We start from the raw sequence: 16,576 nt of genomic DNA on the forward strand, positions 1-16,576 counted from the left end.
GCCCCGGACGCCCCGGAGGTGCCGGCGCCAGACACCGAGGCGCGCACGGTGCCTGCGCCACCGCCGGCCGCCAAGAGCCCGGCGGCGCCCGCAGCGAGACGGACGACCGGCGCCCCGGCCAAGGTGATCGTGCGTGACGTCAAGCGTGTGGTCCTGCCGGAGGTGGTGCGCGTCACCATCGAGATGGATGGCGAGGTCGCGTACCACGAGGAGTCGCTGGCCAACCCGGCCCGCCTGTTCTTCGACCTGCGCGGCGCCAGCCTCGCCCCGACGATCGACGAGGGCGTGAAGAGCTTCACCGATGGCGACATCGTCCGCGAGATTCGCCTCGGCACGCACCCCGGCGGAGTCACGCGGGTGGTGGTCGACACCGAGGGCGTGGCCCGCCACAGCCTGTTCACGCTCTACAACCCGTATCGCCTCGTCCTCGACATGTACCGGGCACCGGTGCAGCTGACCGAGAAGGCCCCGACGGCGACGGCCCCACCACCGGCCGCACCGAGACCCGCCCCAGCGCCGACCAGCACGGCGAAGGCCGCCATCGCGGTGCCCCCACCGGCGCCAGTGGTCACGCCGCCGCCGACACCGACCCGCACGGCCGAGGCCACGCTGCCCTCGAGTCCGGCCGGACCGAACGTCACCACGGCCCCGGCGGCTCCCGAGTCCAACAGTTCCGGCAGCTACTCGCTCGCCCGCCAGCTCGGGCTCGGCGTCTCGCGCATCGTCATCGACCCGGGACACGGCGGGCACGATCCCGGCTCACTCGGCAAGGGCATCCGCGAAGCCGAACTGGTGCTCGACGTGTCGTTGCGGCTGGAGAAGCTCCTCAAACAGGAGCCCGGCATCGACGTGGTGATGACCCGTCGGACCGACGAGTTCATCGAGCTCGAGGAGCGCACGCGGATCGCGAACCGGCAGAACGCCGATCTGTTCCTCTCGATTCACGCCAACTCGAGCCGACGCCGGACGGCGCAGGGTGTCGAGACCTTCGTGCTGAATTTCGCCAACACCAGCGAGGCCGAAGAAGTGGCGGCGCGCGAGAACGCGATCGCCAAGGGCTCGATGCGACAGTTGCCCGACATCGTCAAGGCCATCACGCTGAACAACAAGCTCGACGAGTCGCGCGACCTTGCGGAGATGGTGCAGGCGAATCTGGTGACGCGACTGCGCAAGACGCAGAGCGACCTGCCGGACCGTGGCATCAAGCAGGCCCCGCTGGTGGTCCTGATCGGCGCCTCGATGCCGAGCGTGCTGGCCGAGATCGGCTTCGTGAGTACGCCTGAGGAAGGCGACCGCCTGAAGACGTCAGCCTACCGCCAGGACATCGCCGAGGCGCTGCGCGACGCCGTGCTGCGCTACCAGCGCTCGCTCAAGGGCAGCGCGTCGACCGCCGTGCGCACGCAGGAGCAGTAGCCGGCACCCGATTGCACCTCGAGGACGTCACCGGTCCGTGAGCGTGATGTGGTCCTCGGCGTCCTTGTCGGGGCCGCCCCAGCCCAGACGGTGCTTGAGCAGCACGAGGACGCCGCCGAGCAGCGCGCCCAGCGCGACCGACGCGATCACGGCGACCACGACGATCCCGATCGAGCCGAGCAGGACGTCCGGAACGCCGACGCCGGGCGTGATGGGTCCGACCTGGACGCGCGCATTGGCAGGCTCGTCCTTTCGGATCGACATCAGCGGCACCTCCTGCGGCGGCACGCCGGGGGTCCGCAGGATGCCGGTGCCCGCGGGAGGCCCCGCAGGTAGGGCCGGCTGGACGGCTGGATCGTCCTTCGCCGCGCCGGGCGGGGGCGGCGGCGCATCCGAGGTCGGCTGCGCGGGAGCCTGGCCCATCGTCAGGCCCACGACCCCGAGGAGCGCGCCAGTTCGATCAGCGTGCGAACAGCCACGCCGGTGGGTCCCTTGGGCTGATACGGCTTCGGTTCGTCGGCCCAGGCGGTGCCCGCGATGTCGAGGTGGGCCCAGGGCAGGTCGCCGGCGAAGGCCTTGAGGAAGATCGCGGCGCTGATCGCGCCGCCGTAGCGGGTGCCCGCCGCGTTGACCATGTCGGCGATGTCGCTCTTGAGCAGGTCCTTGTAGTCGTCGGTCATGGGCAGTGGCCAGAGGAAATCGCCACCGCGCGTCCCGGCGCCCTGCACGACGTCGCGCCAGTCGTCGGGGGTCCCGAACAGCCCGGAGGCCACCCGGCCGAGCGCGACGGCGCACGCACCGGTCAGCGTCGCGATGTCGACCAGGTGCGTGGCGCCCAGCTGCCGGGCGTACCACAAGGCATCGCCGAGGATGAGCCGTCCCTCGGCGTCGGTATTGGTGATCTCGACGGTGAGCCCGCTGGCGGCCGTCAGGATGTCCCCGGGCCTGAACGCGGCGCCACTCGGCATGTTCTCGACGGCGGGAATGACGCCGATGACCCTGGACGGCGCGCCCGCCCGTGCCAGGGCGTGGAAGGCCCCGAGCACCGCCGCGCCGCCGCACATGTCGTACTTCATCTTGTCCATGTTCTCGGCCGGCTTGATCGAGATGCCACCGGTGTCGAACGTGACGGCCTTGCCCACGAGGCCCAGCACGGGCCCGGTCGACTTGGCGGGGGCGTTGGCTGAGGCGTTGGCGGGGTCGTAGGTGAGCACGATGAGCCGAGGCGGATTGACGCTCCCCTGCGCCACGCCGAGCAGCATGCCCATGTGCTTCTCGTGCAGCTGCGTCTCGTCGAGCACGTCGACCTGCACCGAGGTGCCGGCGAAGAGCGCGCGGGCCCGATCGGCCAGGACCGCGGGCGTCAGCACGTTGGGCGGCTCGTGCGCCACGGCGCGGGCGACGTTGGCGGCCTCCCCGAGCACCGAGCCGAGCGCCACCGCATCGGCGAGCGAATCGGCGCCGCCGGCCGTGACCACGATGGCCGCCGACTGCAGGGTGGCGAGCTTGCGGTCCCGGGTCTTGTAGGCGTCGACGTGGAAGGCGGCCAGGGTCACCCCTTCGGCCAGCGCACGCACGAGCGGCTCTCCCTGAAGCGCCCCCCCGGCCACGATGGCGACCCGCGCCTGGCCGCGGCTCCGCGTCGCAAGGCCAGCCGCGGTGCCGAGGCGTCGGGCGAGGTCGGGTGTGACGGCCGTCGAGGGGCCCACGCCGAGCAGGAGGATCCGCCCGGCCGCCACCGCCTCACTGCGCAGCCAGTGCTGTTCGTAGGGCTCGCCCTTGAGTTCCTGGGACGCCCGCATCGCGACCATGACGCTCGCCACAGCGTCTGGAAGATCGAGCGGCGTCGCCTCCGCCTCGGCGAAGACGGGAAGCACCAGCACGTCCGTATCGACGCTGGCGGTGGGCCCGACCACCAGACGCAGGGTGGGCGTGGTGTAGAACTCGTGCAACGGCATGACCCCGAATTGTATACCGCTCCCTCGCACCGCCGTCGTCCGGCGGTCGGGGTGCTACGATGCGGGTCTACGGCAGTTTTTCACAAGGAATCGCGATGACGCGCATGTGGCGAGCAGTGATCCTGGCGCTGGTGTGGAGCATGGCCACGGCCTCGCCCGGCGGCGCGCAGGACAAGGACGACAAGGCCCCGAAGGACGCCACGCGCCCCGAGATCTCCTTGAAGGTGTCACCGCTCATCTCCTTCTCCCCGGCCCGGATTACGGTACGGGCCGAGCTCAAGGGCGGCGCGCTCGACTACGAGCCCTTCTACTGCACGACCATCGTGTGGGACTGGGATGACGGCACGACGTCGGAGAACACGCCCGACTGCGCCCCATACGAGGCGGGCACGAGCGAGATCCGCCGCTACTACAGCAGCAGTCACACCTACTCGATGGCGGGACGCTTCAACGTGCGCTTCCGCATGAAGAAGGGTGATCGCGTCGTCGGAGGCACCTCGACGGTCGTGCAGGTCCGCCCCGGCATCCGCGACCCGAGCGAGATCCCTTAGAGCCCCCTCACGCCTCGGGCGTCAGCCGCTCGACGGCGACGGCGATGCCCATGCCGCCGCCGATGCACAGGGCGGCGATCCCACGGGCGGCCTGCCGGCGCTGCAGTGCATGCAGCAGGGTGACGAGGATGCGGGCGCCACTCGCCCCGATCGGATGCCCCAGAGCCACGGCCCCGCCACAGACGTTGACGCGGTCGGCCGGCAGATCCAGGTCCCGCGCCACCGCGAGGGCCTGCACCGCGAACGCCTCGTTCAGCTCGAAGAGGTCCACGTCCGCCACCGACCAGCCTGCCTTGTCGAGGACCTTGCGGATGGCGGGCACGGGACCGAGTCCCATCACCATCGGTTCGACCCCGGCGACCGCCGAGGCCACGACGGTGGCCAGTCGGGGCAGGCGGAGGGCGCGCGCGCGGGCCTCGTCGGCCACGACCAGGGCGGCCGCGCCGTCGTTGAGACCGGAGGCGTTGCCTGCGGTGACACTGCCCGTCCGGCTGAAGGCGGGACGCAGGGCCGCCAGCGATTCGGTGGTGGTCGCCGCGCGCGGGTACTCGTCGCGCGCGAACGACAGCGGGGCGCCCTTCTTCTGGGGGATGAGGACCGGCACGATCTCGGCGTCGAAGCTGCCGTCGGCCAGCGCCGCGGCGGCGCGCTGCTGGCTCTCGATCGCGAAGGCATCCTGCGCCGCGCGATCGATGCCGTAGCGGGTCGCGATCTCTTCGGCGGTCATGCCCATGTGGCAGGCGCCGATGGCGCAGGTCAGCCCGTCGGCAATCATGCTGTCGATGACCTCCGCGTGCCCCATGCGCAGTCCCCACCGCGCCTGCGGCAGCAGGTAGGGGGCGCGACTCATCGACTCGGTGCCGCCCGCGACGATGACCGACGCATCTCCGGCACGAATGGCCTGCGCGGCACTGGCGACGGCCTGCAGGCCTGATCCGCAGACGCGATTGATGGTCATCGCCGGCACGGCGTCGGGCAGGCCTGCCTTGACCGCGGCCTGTCTCGCGACGTTCATGCCGGCGCCCGCCTGCAGCACACAGCCCATCAGCACATCGTCCACGGCCCCGGCCGGGACCCCGGCGCGTGCGATGGCTTCCCGGATCACGACGGCGCCGAGATCGGCGGCCGTCACGTCCTTCAGGCTGCCACCGAAGCTGCCGATGGCGGTGCGGCAGGCGGAGACCAGAACGACAGGCATCAGAAACGCTCCAGGGGGCTGGCCACGGTGAAGGCGGCGCTGGTCACGGCCCGCACCTGCTCGAGGGTGGCGTCCTCGGCCAGGGCGCGCAGGACGAGTCCGTCGGCGGTGACGTCCATGACCACCAGTTCGGTGACGATGCGGTGGACGACGCGCAGTCCGGTGAGCGGCAGCGTACAGCGCGGCACGATCTTGGGCTGCCCGTCCTTCGTGGCGTGCTCCATCGCAATCACCACCCGCCTGGCGCCGGCGACGAGATCCATGGCGCCGCCCATGCCCTTGACCATCTTGCCGGGCACCATCCAGTTGGCGAGGTTGCCCTGCTCGTCGACTTCGAGCGCCCCGAGCACGGTGAGATCGATGTGCCCACCTCGCACCATCGCGAAGGACTCCGCGCCATTGAAGAAGGCCGCGCCAGGCAGCGCCGTCACCGTCTCCTTGCCGGCGTTGATCAGGTCGGCGTCGACGTCGGCCTCGTCGGGATACGGCCCCACGCCGAGCAGGCCATTCTCGGAATGCAGCACGATGTCGATGCCAGGCGGCACGTGGTTGGCCACCAGTGTGGGCAGCCCGATGCCGAGATTGACGTAGTCGCCGTCCTGCAACTCCGCAGCGACGCGCCGGATGATGCGTTCGCGCTTGTCCATGGTCGTCGTCAGGAGCGGTCGTCGTGGCGGGTCATGCGCTTCTCGATGCGCTTCTCGTACGGCCCGCCGACGAGGATGTGGTGGACGAAGATGCCGGGAGTGACGACGACGTCGGGGTCGATGTCGCCAGGTGAGACGAGGTGCTCCACCTCGGCAATCGTGCGCCGGGCTGCGGTGGCCATGACCGGGTTGAAGTTGCGGGCGGTGTGGCGATAGACGAGGTTGCCGTGCGTATCGCCGGTGTGGGCCTTCACGAAGGCGACGTCGGCCTTCAGTGCCGCTTCGAGCACGTAGTGGACGCCGTCGATCTCGCGCGTCTCCTTGCCCTCGGCGACGACCGTGCCGTAGCCCGTCGGGGTGAAGAAGCCGCCGATGCCGGCCCCGCCGGCCCGGATGCGCTCGGCGAAGGTCCCCTGCGGCACGAGTTCCACCTCGAGTTCCTTCGTGAGGAACTGCCGCTCGAACTCCTTGTTCTCACCGACATAGGTCGCGATCATCTTGCGCACCTGGCGGGCCCTGAGCAGGAGCCCGATGCCGAAGTCGTCCACGCCGGCATTGTTGCTGATGATCGTCAGGTCACGGGTGCCGCGCCGATGCAGCGCCGCGATCAGGGTCTCGGGAATGCCGCACAACCCGAACCCGCCCATCATGATGGTCGCGCCGTCGGGCACGAGGGCGACCGCCTCATCCGCACTCGCGATCTGCTTGTCCATGCACGTCGAGTATGCACGAGGAATTCAGCGGGACGCTCCACCGTTCAGAATTCGGAATGAAGGATCTCCGGGGAACCATCCACGCGGGGCGAGGCATCCAGCCTACGACCTCCTGCCCTTTTCGGAAGCCCCTGCATTCTGCACTGTGAATGTCAGTGAACGATCCTGCATGGCTCGTCTACAGTTCCCGCCCGATCGGAATCTTCGCGTCGTACTGCTCTTCGCGATACGGCACGAAGCCGACGCGCTGATAGTTGCGGATGGCAGCCGGGTGATCGAGCGAGCACGTGTGGAGCCAGACGCGCTCCGGGTCGCTCGTCCACGCCTCACGGACGGCCGTGGTCAGCAGCGCCGGGCCCAGTCGCCGACCGATGAACTCGGGCAGCAATCCGAAGTAGCAGATCTCGACGTCATGCGCGGTCCGATGCAGCTCGAAGTAACCCGCCGGCGTGTTCGCCACGGTGAGCAACCAGATCTCCACACCGCCGGAGGCCAGATGCTCGGCTACCCGTGCATCGCTCCAGTCCCAGCGATCGAGCCAGTGCCAGGGACGGCCCACCTCCCGGTACAGGTAGCGGTACAGCGACCCCGGGACCGTGTCGAGTCGGCGCACCACGGCCTCGACGTCGGGAAAGGCGAAGGGCACGACCTGCGAGGCCGACCGCATCTCGAGAAAGGTCCGCGTGGCGGGTCGATGCAGCACCCGCGAGGCCGTCGCCGGCGCGCGCTGGCTCTCGAACGAGCTGCGCCATCGGCGCCCCTCCTGCAGGATCGGCTGCATGCCCGCCGCGTCCCCGTCCAGCATCGCGGCCGTCGGCAGGGCGGCGCGCAGGGCGTCGAGCGCGCGTCCCACATGGGCGGCGTTGGTCGACAGGATGTCCAGCCACAGCGCCGGCGCACTGCCCGCGAGTCGCGTCGTGTCCGCGAGGCCGGGCCCGGCAAACTGCAGGCCGTCGCTGGTGACGGCCTTGCCCGTCACCGCCATCAGCGTACTGCTGACGATCTGCGGCAGGTGGCTCACGTAGGCCATCACGTGATCGTGCTCGTCGGCCCCCATCACCACGGGATGCGCGCCGATGCCGACCACCAGTTGCGTGAGACGCGCCAGGGCCTCCCCGACGGCGGCGGGGCCGCGCGGGCTCTCGGCATCAGGGGTGAGTATCCAGGGGCGCTCGAGGAACAACCCGGCGTCGGCATGCGCGAACCCGCTGTGCGTGCTGCCCGCCATCGGGTGTCCCCCCAGGAACTGGACGGCGGCGTGGCTCCGCGCATGCGCGACCATCGCCGCCTTCGTGCTGCCCAGATCGGTGACCACCGTCGTCGGCGACACCCACGAGGCGAAGGCATCGAGCAGACGCAGGTTCTCGAGCACGGGCGCGCCGAGCACGACGAGGTCCGCCTCGGCAGCCGCGGCCGGCGACGACACGAGCGTGAAGTGCGCCTTGACGCGCGGATCGGCGGCCGGATCGAGCACCGAGATCGGCACCTCCGGCCACACGGCACGGATGGCGAGGCCCAGCGACCCGCCGATCAGCCCGCAGCCGACCAGCAGGACGCGATCGAAGGGCGCGGGATCGCTCACTGGCCCCAGCCGCGACGCGCCGCGGGTTCCAGGCAGATGCTGCGTCCGATGGCCGGGGCGATGATCCGCAGTTCGGCCATCAGGCGTTCGAACTGGCCGGGGAACATCGACTGCGCCCCGTCGCTCATCGCGCTGTCGGGATCGCAGTGCACCTCGATCAGCAACCCGTCGGCGCCAGCGGCGACCGCTGCGCGGGCCATCGGCGCCACCTTGTCCCGGCGGCCCGTGCCATGGCTCGGGTCGACGAAGATCGGCAGGTGGCTCAGCTTCTTCACCACCGGAATGGCGGAGATGTCCAGCGTATTGCGTGTATAGCTCTCGAACGTCCGGATGCCGCGCTCGCACAGGATCACGTCGGTGTTCCCGCCGGCGAGGACGTACTCGGCCGAGAGCAGCCACTCCTCGATCGTCGCCGAGATGCCGCGCTTCAGCATGACCGGCGTGCGCACCTTGCCGAGCTCGCGCAGCAGCGTGAAGTTCTGCATGTTGCGGGCGCCGACCTGGAAGATGTCCACGTACGGTTCCATCAACCCGATCTGACTGGCGTCCATGACCTCGGACACGAGCTTGAGGTTGTTGGCATCCGCGCCGGCCCTGAGCAGCTTCAGGCCGTCCTCGCCGAGGCCCTGGAAGCTGTACGGCGAGCTGCGCGGCTTGAACGCGCCGCCACGCAGCACCTTGGCGCCGGCGCGACGGACGGCCGCCGCCGTGTTCATCACCTGCGCCTCGTTCTCCGCCGAGCAGGGGCCCGCCATGACGATGACCTCATCGCCCCCTATCCGCACATCGCCCACCGTGATGACGGTGTTCTCCGACTTGAAGGTGCGGCTCGCCAGCTTGTAGGGCTCGGTGATGCGCATCACCTCGTGCACGCCGTCCAGCACCTCCAGCAGCCGGGGGTCGTGCTTGCCCTCGCCCCCGACGGCACCGATGACCGTGCGGAGCGATCCGGTGGAGCGATGCACGTCGAACCCCATCTGCACCAGCTGCGCCACCACGCGTTGGATCTGCTCTTCGCTCGCGCGTTCCCTCATCACCACAACCATTGCGTCGCATCCCTTCCAAGACCGTTGCCGGCCGGCTCGGAGAGCCGGCCCTCCCCACCACAGCTGTCACGTCCCGCAGCCGCACGCAGCGTGCGTCGTCCGCGTCCGGCGTGCGTTCTTCTTCGATCTACTCGCTCGTCTTCGCATCGTGCGCCTGCTGCACGACGCGCTCGAGCCGACGCGCCTCGTCGATGATGCGCTCGAACAACCGCATCACCGCGTCACCATCGAGCGGGCCGGCATTGACCTGGCGCACGTGCTCGAGGACGGCCTTCTCTCGCCCGGGCTGGTAGATCGCCATGCCCACGGTGCGCTTGATCTCGCCGATCTCCAGCGCGCAGGCCGCGCGTTCGTTGAGCAGGGCGACGATGCGTTCGTCGAGCGCATCGATGCGCTCGCGCAGCGCCTGCATCCGCCAGTCGGGGTCGGTCATGCCGAGGCCCCCTCACGCAACCAGCGGACGAACCCCCGCACCTCATCGGCCAGCGCCGGCGACGACCCGTGTCTGGCAATCTGCGCCACGAGCGCGCTGCCGACGACGGCGGCATCGGCGTACTTGCCGACGTCGCGGATGTGCTCCGGGCGCGAGAGCCCGAAGCCGAGCGCGATCGGCAGTGTCGAGTCCTGACGCAGGCGCTCGACGAGTCCCCGGGCATCGTCGGCCACCTGGTCGCGCACACCCGTGACGCCGAGGCGGGAGATCGCGTAGAGAAAGCCCCGGCCCAGGTCGTTGGCCTTGCGCACCCGCGGCCCGGTGGTCGTGGGGCTCAGCAGGAAGATCGGGGCGAGCCCGTGCGCCACCAGCACGTCACGCGTCGGTCCGGCCTCCTCGAGCGGCAGGTCGAGCAGCAGCACGCCGTCCACGCCGACCTCGGCCGCGCGCGCCGCGAACGCCTCGACGCCGAAGCGGACGACCGGATTGGCGTAGCTGAACAACACGAGGGGGGCCGCCACGTTCGTGCGCAGATCCCCGACCAGATCAAGGACCCCGCGAAGCGTCGCGCCGGCCCGCAGGGCACGCTCGGACGAGCGCTGAATCTCCGGCCCATCCGCGAGCGGGTCCGAGAACGGCACGCCGATCTCGATGACGTCCGCGCCCCCCTCGTCGACGGCGCGGATCACCTCGCCCGACCGCTCGAGGGTGGGATCGCCGCCCGACACGAAGGCCACCAGCCCCGTGCGCTGCTCCGCCTTCATCCGCGCGAAGGCCTGTTCGAGACGCGTGCTCATGCCTGGTCTCCCAGCAGATGCTGGATGCTCTGCACGTCCTTGTCGCCACGCCCGGACAGATTCACCAGCACGAGCCCCCCGGGGCCGACGTCGCGCGCGACCTGCTCGACGCCGGCGATGGCGTGCGCCGACTCCAGCGCCGGCAGGATGCCTTCGAGGCGCCCGAGCCGCTGAAACGCCGCCAGCGCCTCGCTGTCGGTCGCGAAGTGATACTCGGCCCGCCCCTGCTGCAGCAGATCGGCGTGTTCGGGACCGACCGCGGCGTAGTCCAGCCCTGCCGACACCGAATGCGTCAACGAGATGTTGCCGGCCTCGTCCTGCAGCACCCACGTGCGGGTGCCCTGCAGCACGCCGGGCGTCCCGCCCGCGAAGCGCGCCGCGTGGCGGCCCCCCGCGATGCCCTCGCCCCCAGCCTCGATGCCCACGAGGCGCACACCGGCGTCGGCGACGAAGGCGTCGAACAGGCCCATCGCGTTGCTGCCGCCGCCGACACAGGCCACGGCGGCATCGGGCAGGCGCCCGTAGCTGGCCAGGCACTGCACGCGCGCCTCCTCGCCGATGATCGACTGGAACTCGCGCACCATCAGTGGGTACGGGTGCGGACCGAGCGCCGACCCGAGCAGGTAGTACGTGTCCTGCACGGTCGCCACCCAGTCCCGCATGGCCTCGTTGATGGCGTCCTTCAGCGTCCGCGCGCCGGCGTCCACGCCGCGGACCTCGGCGCCGAGCATCCGCATGCGGAAGACGTTGAGCGCCTGCCGCGCCATGTCGTCCACGCCCATGTAGACGACGCATTGCAGGCCGAGCAGCGCACACACGGTGGCGGTCGCCACGCCATGCTGGCCCGCGCCCGTCTCCGCGACGATGCGCGACTTGCCCATGCGACGGGCGAGGAGCGCCTGCCCGAGCGCGTTGTTGATCTTGTGCGCGCCGGTGTGCGCCAGGTCCTCCCGCTTGAGCAGGATGGTGGCCCCGCCGCACGCCTCGGTCAGGCGGCGCGCCTCGTACAGCGGCGTGGGCCGGCCGACGAACTGGCGCAGCAAGTGCTCGAACTCGGCGATGAACGCCTCGTCGGTCCGCACGGCGAAGTACGCCTCCGTGAGCGCTTCCATCGGCGCCACCAGCGTCTCGGGGACGAAGCGGCCGCCGAACTCTCCGAAGTATCCGCGGGCATCAGGGTCTCGACGTCCGAACACGGGTCGTCCCCTGCCCTCCTGCGCTGCCATGGTCATCTGTTCCGTTCCCGTCGTTGTGCCAGGTCGGCGTCTGCCGCCCGCACGGCCTGCACGAAGGCCCGTACCCGGGCCGCATCCTTGATTCCCGGGGTCTGCTCGACGCCCGACGCGACGTCCACCCCCCACGGCTGCACCGTCGCCACGGCCTCGGCGACGTTCTCCGGGCGCAGGCCGCCGGCCAGCACCAGCGGCCGCGTCGCGGCAATGGCCCGCGCCACCGCCCAGTCCACCGTCCGCCCGGTGCCGCCAATCGTCACCGGGTCGTGCGCGTCGACGAGAATGGCCGCGCGCGCCGTCTGCCACGGGCTGGCGGCATACGCCTCGAGCGGCATCGCCTTCAGCACCGGCCGCGGAAAGCGCGCCCAGTCGCCCACCACCTCGTGCCCGTGCAACTGCACGGCCGAGAGACCGACCGCATCGCCGATGCTGCGCACACGGTCAGGCGTCTCGTCCACGAACACGCCGACCGTCGAGATCAGGGGCGGCAGCGCGCGCGTGATGGCCTGCGCCTGCGCGACGTCGACGGCGCGCTTGCTGCCAGCCCAGAAGACCAGGCCGATGGCGTCGGCGCCAGCCTCCACGGCCAGCACCGCGTCCTCGACGCGCGTCATCCCGCAGATCTTGATCCGCGTCATCCTCGCGACTCCGTGGCCGCGCGCGCCTCGGCCAGGATGCGCGCCAACCCGGCGCCGGGATGCGGTTCGGTCATGAACCGTTCCCCGATGAGGAACGCCCCGTAGCCGGCCGCCTGCAGCGCCGAGAGGTCGGCGCCGCTGCGCAGCCCGCTCTCGGCGACGCGCACCTGTGCCGACGCGATGATCGGGGCGACGCGGTGCGACGTGGCGACCGACACCTCGAGGGTCTTCAGGTTGCGATTGTTGACCCCAACGATCGTCGCGCCAGCATCGATGGCGCGGTGGGCCTCGTCCTCGTCGTGGACCTCGGTGAGGACGTCGATCTCCAGCGCGCTCGCGTAGGCCAGCAGGCGGCTCAGCGTCCCCTGGTCGAGGGCGGCCACGATCAGCAGGATGGCGGAGGCGCCCGCCACGGCGGCCTCCGCGATCTGGTACGCGTCGATGGTGAAGTCCTTGCGCAGCAGCGGCAGCGACGGCAGCGCCGCCCGCACGGCGACGAGATGCGCGAGGTCGCCATCGAAGAAGCCAGGCTCGGTCAGCACCGACACGGCGGCGGCCCCGGCGTCGGCGTACTCGGCGGCGATCGCCACCGGGTCGTACTCGGCGCGCAACACGCCTCGCGACGGCGACCGACGCTTGCACTCGGCGATGATGCGGAGGCCCGGTTGTTGGAGCGCGCTGACGAATGACGGCCGGCTCCCGCCGTGACTCCCCTGGCTCAGCACACGTTCCAGGTCGGCCTGGCTGCGGCGTTCGCGGGCGACGTCGACACGCTTCCTCGCCGCGGCGACAATCGCATCGAGCACCGAGGGCACATGTGGCGTGCTCATGCCGTCGCCTCGTCCGGCGTCTGCGACACCGCGATGAGTCTGGCGAGGACAGCCGCGGCACGTCCCGAGTCGATGGCATGGGCGGCCATGCGCACACCCTCGGCGACCGTGGCGGCCGTCCCCGCGATGAACAGCCCGGCTCCGGCATTCAGCAGGACGACATCGCGGACGGGACCGGCGGCGCCATCGAGCACGGTGCGGGCGACCTCGGCGTTGTGCGCGCCATCGCCGCCCCGCAGGTCGTCGAGCGACGCCTTCGGCAGCCCGAACATCGACGGATGCACGAAGAACGTCCGCAGCAGACCGCCCCGGCACTCCGACACCTTCGTGTATCCCGTCGTCGAGAGTTCGTCGAGACCGTCGGCGGCGTGCACCACCCAGGCGTGCGCCGATCCGAGCAGGCCGAGTGACCGCGCCACGAGCTCGGTGAGTTCCGGGCGCGGGACGCCGACGATCTGTCGGGTGGCGCCGGCGGGATTGGTCAACGGCCCGAGCAGGTTGAAGGCCGTGCGCACACCCAGTTCGCGACGGACGGGCGCGGCGTGCCGCATCGACGGGTGGAACGTCGGCGCGAAGAGGAACGCCAGGCCGACCTCGTCGAGGCAGCGCGTGACCACGGCGGGCGATGCCGCCACCTTGACGCCGAGTGCCTCGAACACGTCGGCACTGCCGCTCCGGCTCGACACGGAGCGGTTGCCGTGCTTGGCCACCCGCACGCCGCACGCCGCCACGACCACGGCCGCCATCGACGACACGTTGACGGTGCCGGCGTTGTCGCCGCCGGTCCCGCACGTGTCGAACACGTCGGGCCAGCGGCGAGACAACGGGACGGCCGCCGCGCGCATCGCGCGGGCGAGCCCGACCAGTTCCTCGGGCCGCTCACCCTTCGAGCGCAGGGCCATCAGGAAGCCGCCGATCTGTGCCGGCGTCGCCTCGCCGCGCATGATCGCCGCCATCGCTCCCGCGGCTTCGTCGGTCGTCAGCGCGTCGTGTCGTTGCAGCTTCTCGAGCAGGGGCGCGAACATCAGAGCTCCAGGAAGTTGCGCAGCAGGTGATGGCCCGGCCCCGTCAGGACCGACTCGGGATGGAACTGCACCCCGTGCATCGGGTAGTCGCGATGCCGCAAGCCCATGATGGTGCCGTCACCGATCGTCCGCGCCGTGATCATCAGCGTGTCGGGCAGCCCGTCGGGCGACACCACCAGACTGTGGTAGCGGGCGGCGGTGAAGCCCTGGGCGATGTCCCGGAACACGCCCTGGCCATCGTGCTCGACGTCGGAGGTCTTGCCGTGCATCAGCACCGGGGCGTTGACCACCCGCCCACCGAAGGCGTACCCCATCGCCTGATGACCGAGGCACACGCCGAGGATGGGCACCTCGGGACCGAAGCGCCGCAACACCTCGACGGACACACCGGCGTCCTCGGGACGGCCAGGACCCGGCGAGATGACGATGTGCGACGGCTTCAGCGCGGCAATCTCGTCCAGGGAGATCTTGTCGTTGCGGTGCACCGCCACCTCGGCCCCGAGTTCGCCGAAGTACTGCGCCAAGTTGTAGGTGAACGAATCGTAGTTGTCGATCAGCAGGACCATGGCTACCCGGCGTGATGCCCGAGGGAGTGGGCGAGTTCGAGGGCGCGCAGGACGGCGCGCGCCTTGTTGAGACTCTCTTCGTACTCGGCCGATGGATGGCTGTCGGCGACGATGCCGCCGCCGGCCTGGACGTAGGCGACGCCGTCGCGCATCCACACCGTGCGGATGGCGATGCAGCAATCCAGATTGCCGGCGAAGTCCAGGTAGCCGACCGAGCCTGCGTAGACGCCGCGCGGACGTCCCTCGAGCTCGGCGATGATCTCCATGGCGCGAATCTTCGGCGCCCCGGACACCGTGCCGGCCGGGAAGCACGACACCAGCGCATCGAGACGGTCGGCATCGTCGGCCAGCGTGCCGACGACACGCGAGACCAGGTGCATGACGTGCGAGTAGCGCTCGAGGGTCATGAACTGCGGGACGCGCACCGAGCCGTAGGCGCAGACGCGCCCGAGATCGTTGCGGCCCAGGTCGACGAGCATCACGTGCTCGGAGCGCTCCTTCTCGTCGCGCTTGAGTTCCTCGCCGAGGCGGAGGTCCTCTTCGTGGGTGCGACCGCGGGGACGCGTCCCGGCGATCGGGTGGGTCTCGGCGTGCCCGCCCTCGACCCGCACCAGCATCTCCGGAGACGACCCGACGATCGACAGCTCGCCGACACGGGTGAAGTACATGTACGGCGAGGGATTGACGTGACGCAGGGCCCGGTAGACCGTGAACGGGTCGGCCTGGACGTCGACCTCGAAGCGCTGCGACAGCACCACCTGGTAGATGTCGCCCTTCGCGATGTAGTCCTGCGCCGTGCGGACGTTGCGTTCGAAGTCCTCGCGCGTGGTGAGTGCGCGGACGGCCGGCGGCTCCGACCCTGGCGCGCCGGCCGCGATCGGCTGGGCATGCGCCTGCTCGAGCTCGCGTTGCAGGAAGTCGAGCCGGGCGTTGGCGAACTGGTAGAGCGAGGCCAGATCGTCACTCGGCGAGATGCGCGCGTTGGCGATCAGCAGGATGCGGTGCTTGACGTGGTCGAAGGCCAGCACCGTGTCGAACAGCATGAACGCGGCTTCGTCGCGCGGGTCCTGCTGCCCCTCGTAGGTCTTCCACACGTCCTGCAAGGCCGGCTCGAACCACGGCGCGGCGTCGTAGCCGAAGAAGCCGACGGCCCCGCCCGTGAAGCGCGGCAGGCCGGGCACGAACGGCGACCGGTACTCAGCCATGATGCGGCGGAGGGCCGAGACGAAGGTCTCGTCGAGCGCGGTGGTCTGCCCGCCCTGCTCGATCTCGGCCTGCCCGTCGCGGGCACGGAGCACCAGGAACGGGTCCTTGCCGAGAAACGAGTAGCGGGCGACCTGCTCGCCGCCCTCGACGCTCTCGAAGAGGAACGCGTAATCGGAGTGTTCCGCGACGCGCAGGAAGGCCGACACGGGCGTCAGCAGGTCGGCAAGGAGCTCGCGGCACACCGGCACGAAGGTGCCGCGGCCGGCGAGTTCCACGAACTCGTCGAAGGTGGTCTGGGTCATCGCGGACATGGGGTCTCCGGCACCAGGGCCAGGTCGGGCGCCTCGGCGTGGATGGCAGCGCGCATCGCATCGACCGGCGGGTCGACGGGGAACCAGGTGGCGACCTGCACCGCCGCCTGGGCAATCAGCATTTCGAGACCGCCGAGCGTGGCACAGCCCGCCGCGGCGGCCTCACGCAACAGGCGCGTCTGGCCGGGGTTGTAGACGAGGTCGTAGACGAGACGACCGCCAGCCAGCAGGCGGGCCTCGATCGGCGCGTCCTCGGTGCGCGGCGCCGTGCCGACGGGGGTCGTGTTGACGAGCACGTCCCACGATCCGGCGGCGGGCGGCCACTCCCCCGCCACAGCGCCCAGCGGACCGAGCGACGCGGCCTGCTCGGGGCGCCGGGCATGGACCGTCACCCGCGCCCCCTCCGCGTGCAACCCCGCCACCACGGCAC

At 70.6% G+C, this 16,576-nt stretch carries 17 protein-coding genes and 1 pseudogene; 2 read left to right on the plus strand and 16 right to left on the minus strand.

Translation table 11 applies throughout. The annotated features are described in order from the left end of the window. Positions 1-1,413: N-acetylmuramoyl-L-alanine amidase (locus Q0C41_RS22660; RefSeq protein ID WP_291987649.1), on the plus strand; the 1,413-nt coding region annotated here is incomplete at its 5' end. Between the two features lie 27 nt (positions 1,414-1,440). On the opposite strand, the gene Q0C41_RS22665 is transcribed toward Q0C41_RS22660, so the two are convergent. Together Q0C41_RS22665 and Q0C41_RS22670 are read right to left on the minus strand one after the other, a co-directional pair. Further along, a complete protein-coding gene (locus Q0C41_RS22665) occupies positions 1,441-1,836 on the minus strand; it encodes a hypothetical protein (RefSeq protein WP_291987650.1) in 396 nt (131 codons plus the stop codon). Positions 1,837-1,838: 2 nt separating this feature from the next. Next, positions 1,839-3,371: a leucyl aminopeptidase gene (locus tag Q0C41_RS22670; protein ID WP_291987651.1), complete on the minus strand. Its 1,533-nt coding sequence runs from the start codon at positions 3,369-3,371 to the stop codon at positions 1,839-1,841. Between the two features lie 95 nt (positions 3,372-3,466). On the opposite strand from Q0C41_RS22670, the gene Q0C41_RS22675 reads away from it, so the two are divergent. Continuing rightward, a complete protein-coding gene (locus tag Q0C41_RS22675; protein ID WP_291987653.1) occupies positions 3,467-3,922 on the plus strand; it encodes a hypothetical protein in 456 nt (151 codons plus the stop codon). Positions 3,923-3,929: 7 nt separating this feature from the next. On the opposite strand, the gene Q0C41_RS22680 is transcribed toward Q0C41_RS22675, so the two are convergent. The 14 genes and pseudogenes from Q0C41_RS22680 to Q0C41_RS22745 form a co-directional block, all read right to left on the minus strand. Next, a complete protein-coding gene (locus Q0C41_RS22680; protein WP_367079297.1) occupies positions 3,930-5,123 on the minus strand; it encodes an acetyl-CoA C-acetyltransferase in 1,194 nt (397 codons plus the stop codon). Beyond that, positions 5,120-5,767 carry a 3-oxoacid CoA-transferase subunit B gene (locus Q0C41_RS22685; RefSeq protein ID WP_291987656.1) on the minus strand — a complete coding sequence of 216 codons (648 nt, stop codon included), beginning with the start codon at positions 5,765-5,767 and terminating at the stop codon, positions 5,120-5,122. The genes Q0C41_RS22680 and Q0C41_RS22685 overlap by 4 nt, the downstream gene beginning before the upstream one ends. 8 nt (positions 5,768-5,775) lie before the next feature. Beyond that, the gene (locus tag Q0C41_RS22690) at positions 5,776-6,480 is read right to left on the minus strand and encodes a CoA transferase subunit A (RefSeq protein ID WP_291987658.1); all 705 of its coding nucleotides are present in this window, start codon (positions 6,478-6,480) and stop codon (positions 5,776-5,778) included. Positions 6,481-6,658: 178 nt separating this feature from the next. Further along, a complete protein-coding gene (locus Q0C41_RS22695; RefSeq protein WP_291987660.1) occupies positions 6,659-8,062 on the minus strand; it encodes a prephenate dehydrogenase/arogenate dehydrogenase family protein in 1,404 nt (467 codons plus the stop codon). Next, the gene (gene aroF / locus Q0C41_RS22700; RefSeq protein ID WP_367079296.1) at positions 8,059-9,108 is read right to left on the minus strand and encodes a 3-deoxy-7-phosphoheptulonate synthase; all 1,050 of its coding nucleotides are present in this window, start codon (positions 9,106-9,108) and stop codon (positions 8,059-8,061) included. The genes Q0C41_RS22695 and aroF overlap by 4 nt, the downstream gene beginning before the upstream one ends. 127 nt (positions 9,109-9,235) lie before the next feature. Then, positions 9,236-9,541 (minus strand): chorismate mutase, encoded by a 306-nt coding sequence (gene pheA, locus Q0C41_RS22705; protein WP_291987664.1) that lies wholly within the window; start codon positions 9,539-9,541, stop codon positions 9,236-9,238. Next, the gene (gene trpA / locus Q0C41_RS22710) at positions 9,538-10,338 is read right to left on the minus strand and encodes a tryptophan synthase subunit alpha (protein WP_291987666.1); all 801 of its coding nucleotides are present in this window, start codon (positions 10,336-10,338) and stop codon (positions 9,538-9,540) included. The genes pheA and trpA overlap by 4 nt, the downstream gene beginning before the upstream one ends. Continuing rightward, on the minus strand, positions 10,335-11,534 hold the full coding sequence (gene trpB, locus Q0C41_RS22715; RefSeq protein WP_291987668.1) for a tryptophan synthase subunit beta: 1,200 nt from the start codon (positions 11,532-11,534) through the stop codon (positions 10,335-10,337). Before trpB ends, trpA begins: the two co-directional genes overlap by 4 nt. Positions 11,535-11,566: 32 nt before the next feature. After that, on the minus strand, positions 11,567-12,208 hold the full coding sequence (locus tag Q0C41_RS22720; protein ID WP_291987670.1) for a phosphoribosylanthranilate isomerase: 642 nt from the start codon (positions 12,206-12,208) through the stop codon (positions 11,567-11,569). Beyond that, positions 12,205-13,038, minus strand: coding sequence for an indole-3-glycerol phosphate synthase TrpC (gene trpC, locus Q0C41_RS22725; RefSeq protein WP_291987672.1), 834 nt, complete (start codon positions 13,036-13,038; stop codon positions 12,205-12,207). The genes Q0C41_RS22720 and trpC overlap by 4 nt, the downstream gene beginning before the upstream one ends. Then, positions 13,035-14,063, minus strand: a complete 1,029-nt coding sequence (gene trpD / locus Q0C41_RS22730) for an anthranilate phosphoribosyltransferase (protein WP_291987674.1) — start codon at positions 14,061-14,063, stop codon at positions 13,035-13,037. Before trpD ends, trpC begins: the two co-directional genes overlap by 4 nt. Then, positions 14,063-14,629, minus strand: coding sequence for an aminodeoxychorismate/anthranilate synthase component II (locus Q0C41_RS22735; protein ID WP_291987676.1), 567 nt, complete (start codon positions 14,627-14,629; stop codon positions 14,063-14,065). Before Q0C41_RS22735 ends, trpD begins: the two co-directional genes overlap by 1 nt. Positions 14,630-14,631: 2 nt before the next feature. Beyond that, positions 14,632-16,146: an anthranilate synthase component I gene (gene trpE, locus Q0C41_RS22740; RefSeq protein WP_291987678.1), complete on the minus strand. Its 1,515-nt coding sequence runs from the start codon at positions 16,144-16,146 to the stop codon at positions 14,632-14,634. Continuing rightward, a pseudogene (locus Q0C41_RS22745) lies at positions 16,134-16,576 on the minus strand (hypothetical protein); the annotation flags it as partial. The gene trpE and the pseudogene Q0C41_RS22745, both read right to left, overlap by 13 nt.

It is taken from the genome of Luteitalea sp. (assembly GCF_022842525.1).
Lineage (GTDB): Bacteria > Acidobacteriota > Vicinamibacteria > Vicinamibacterales > Vicinamibacteraceae > Luteitalea.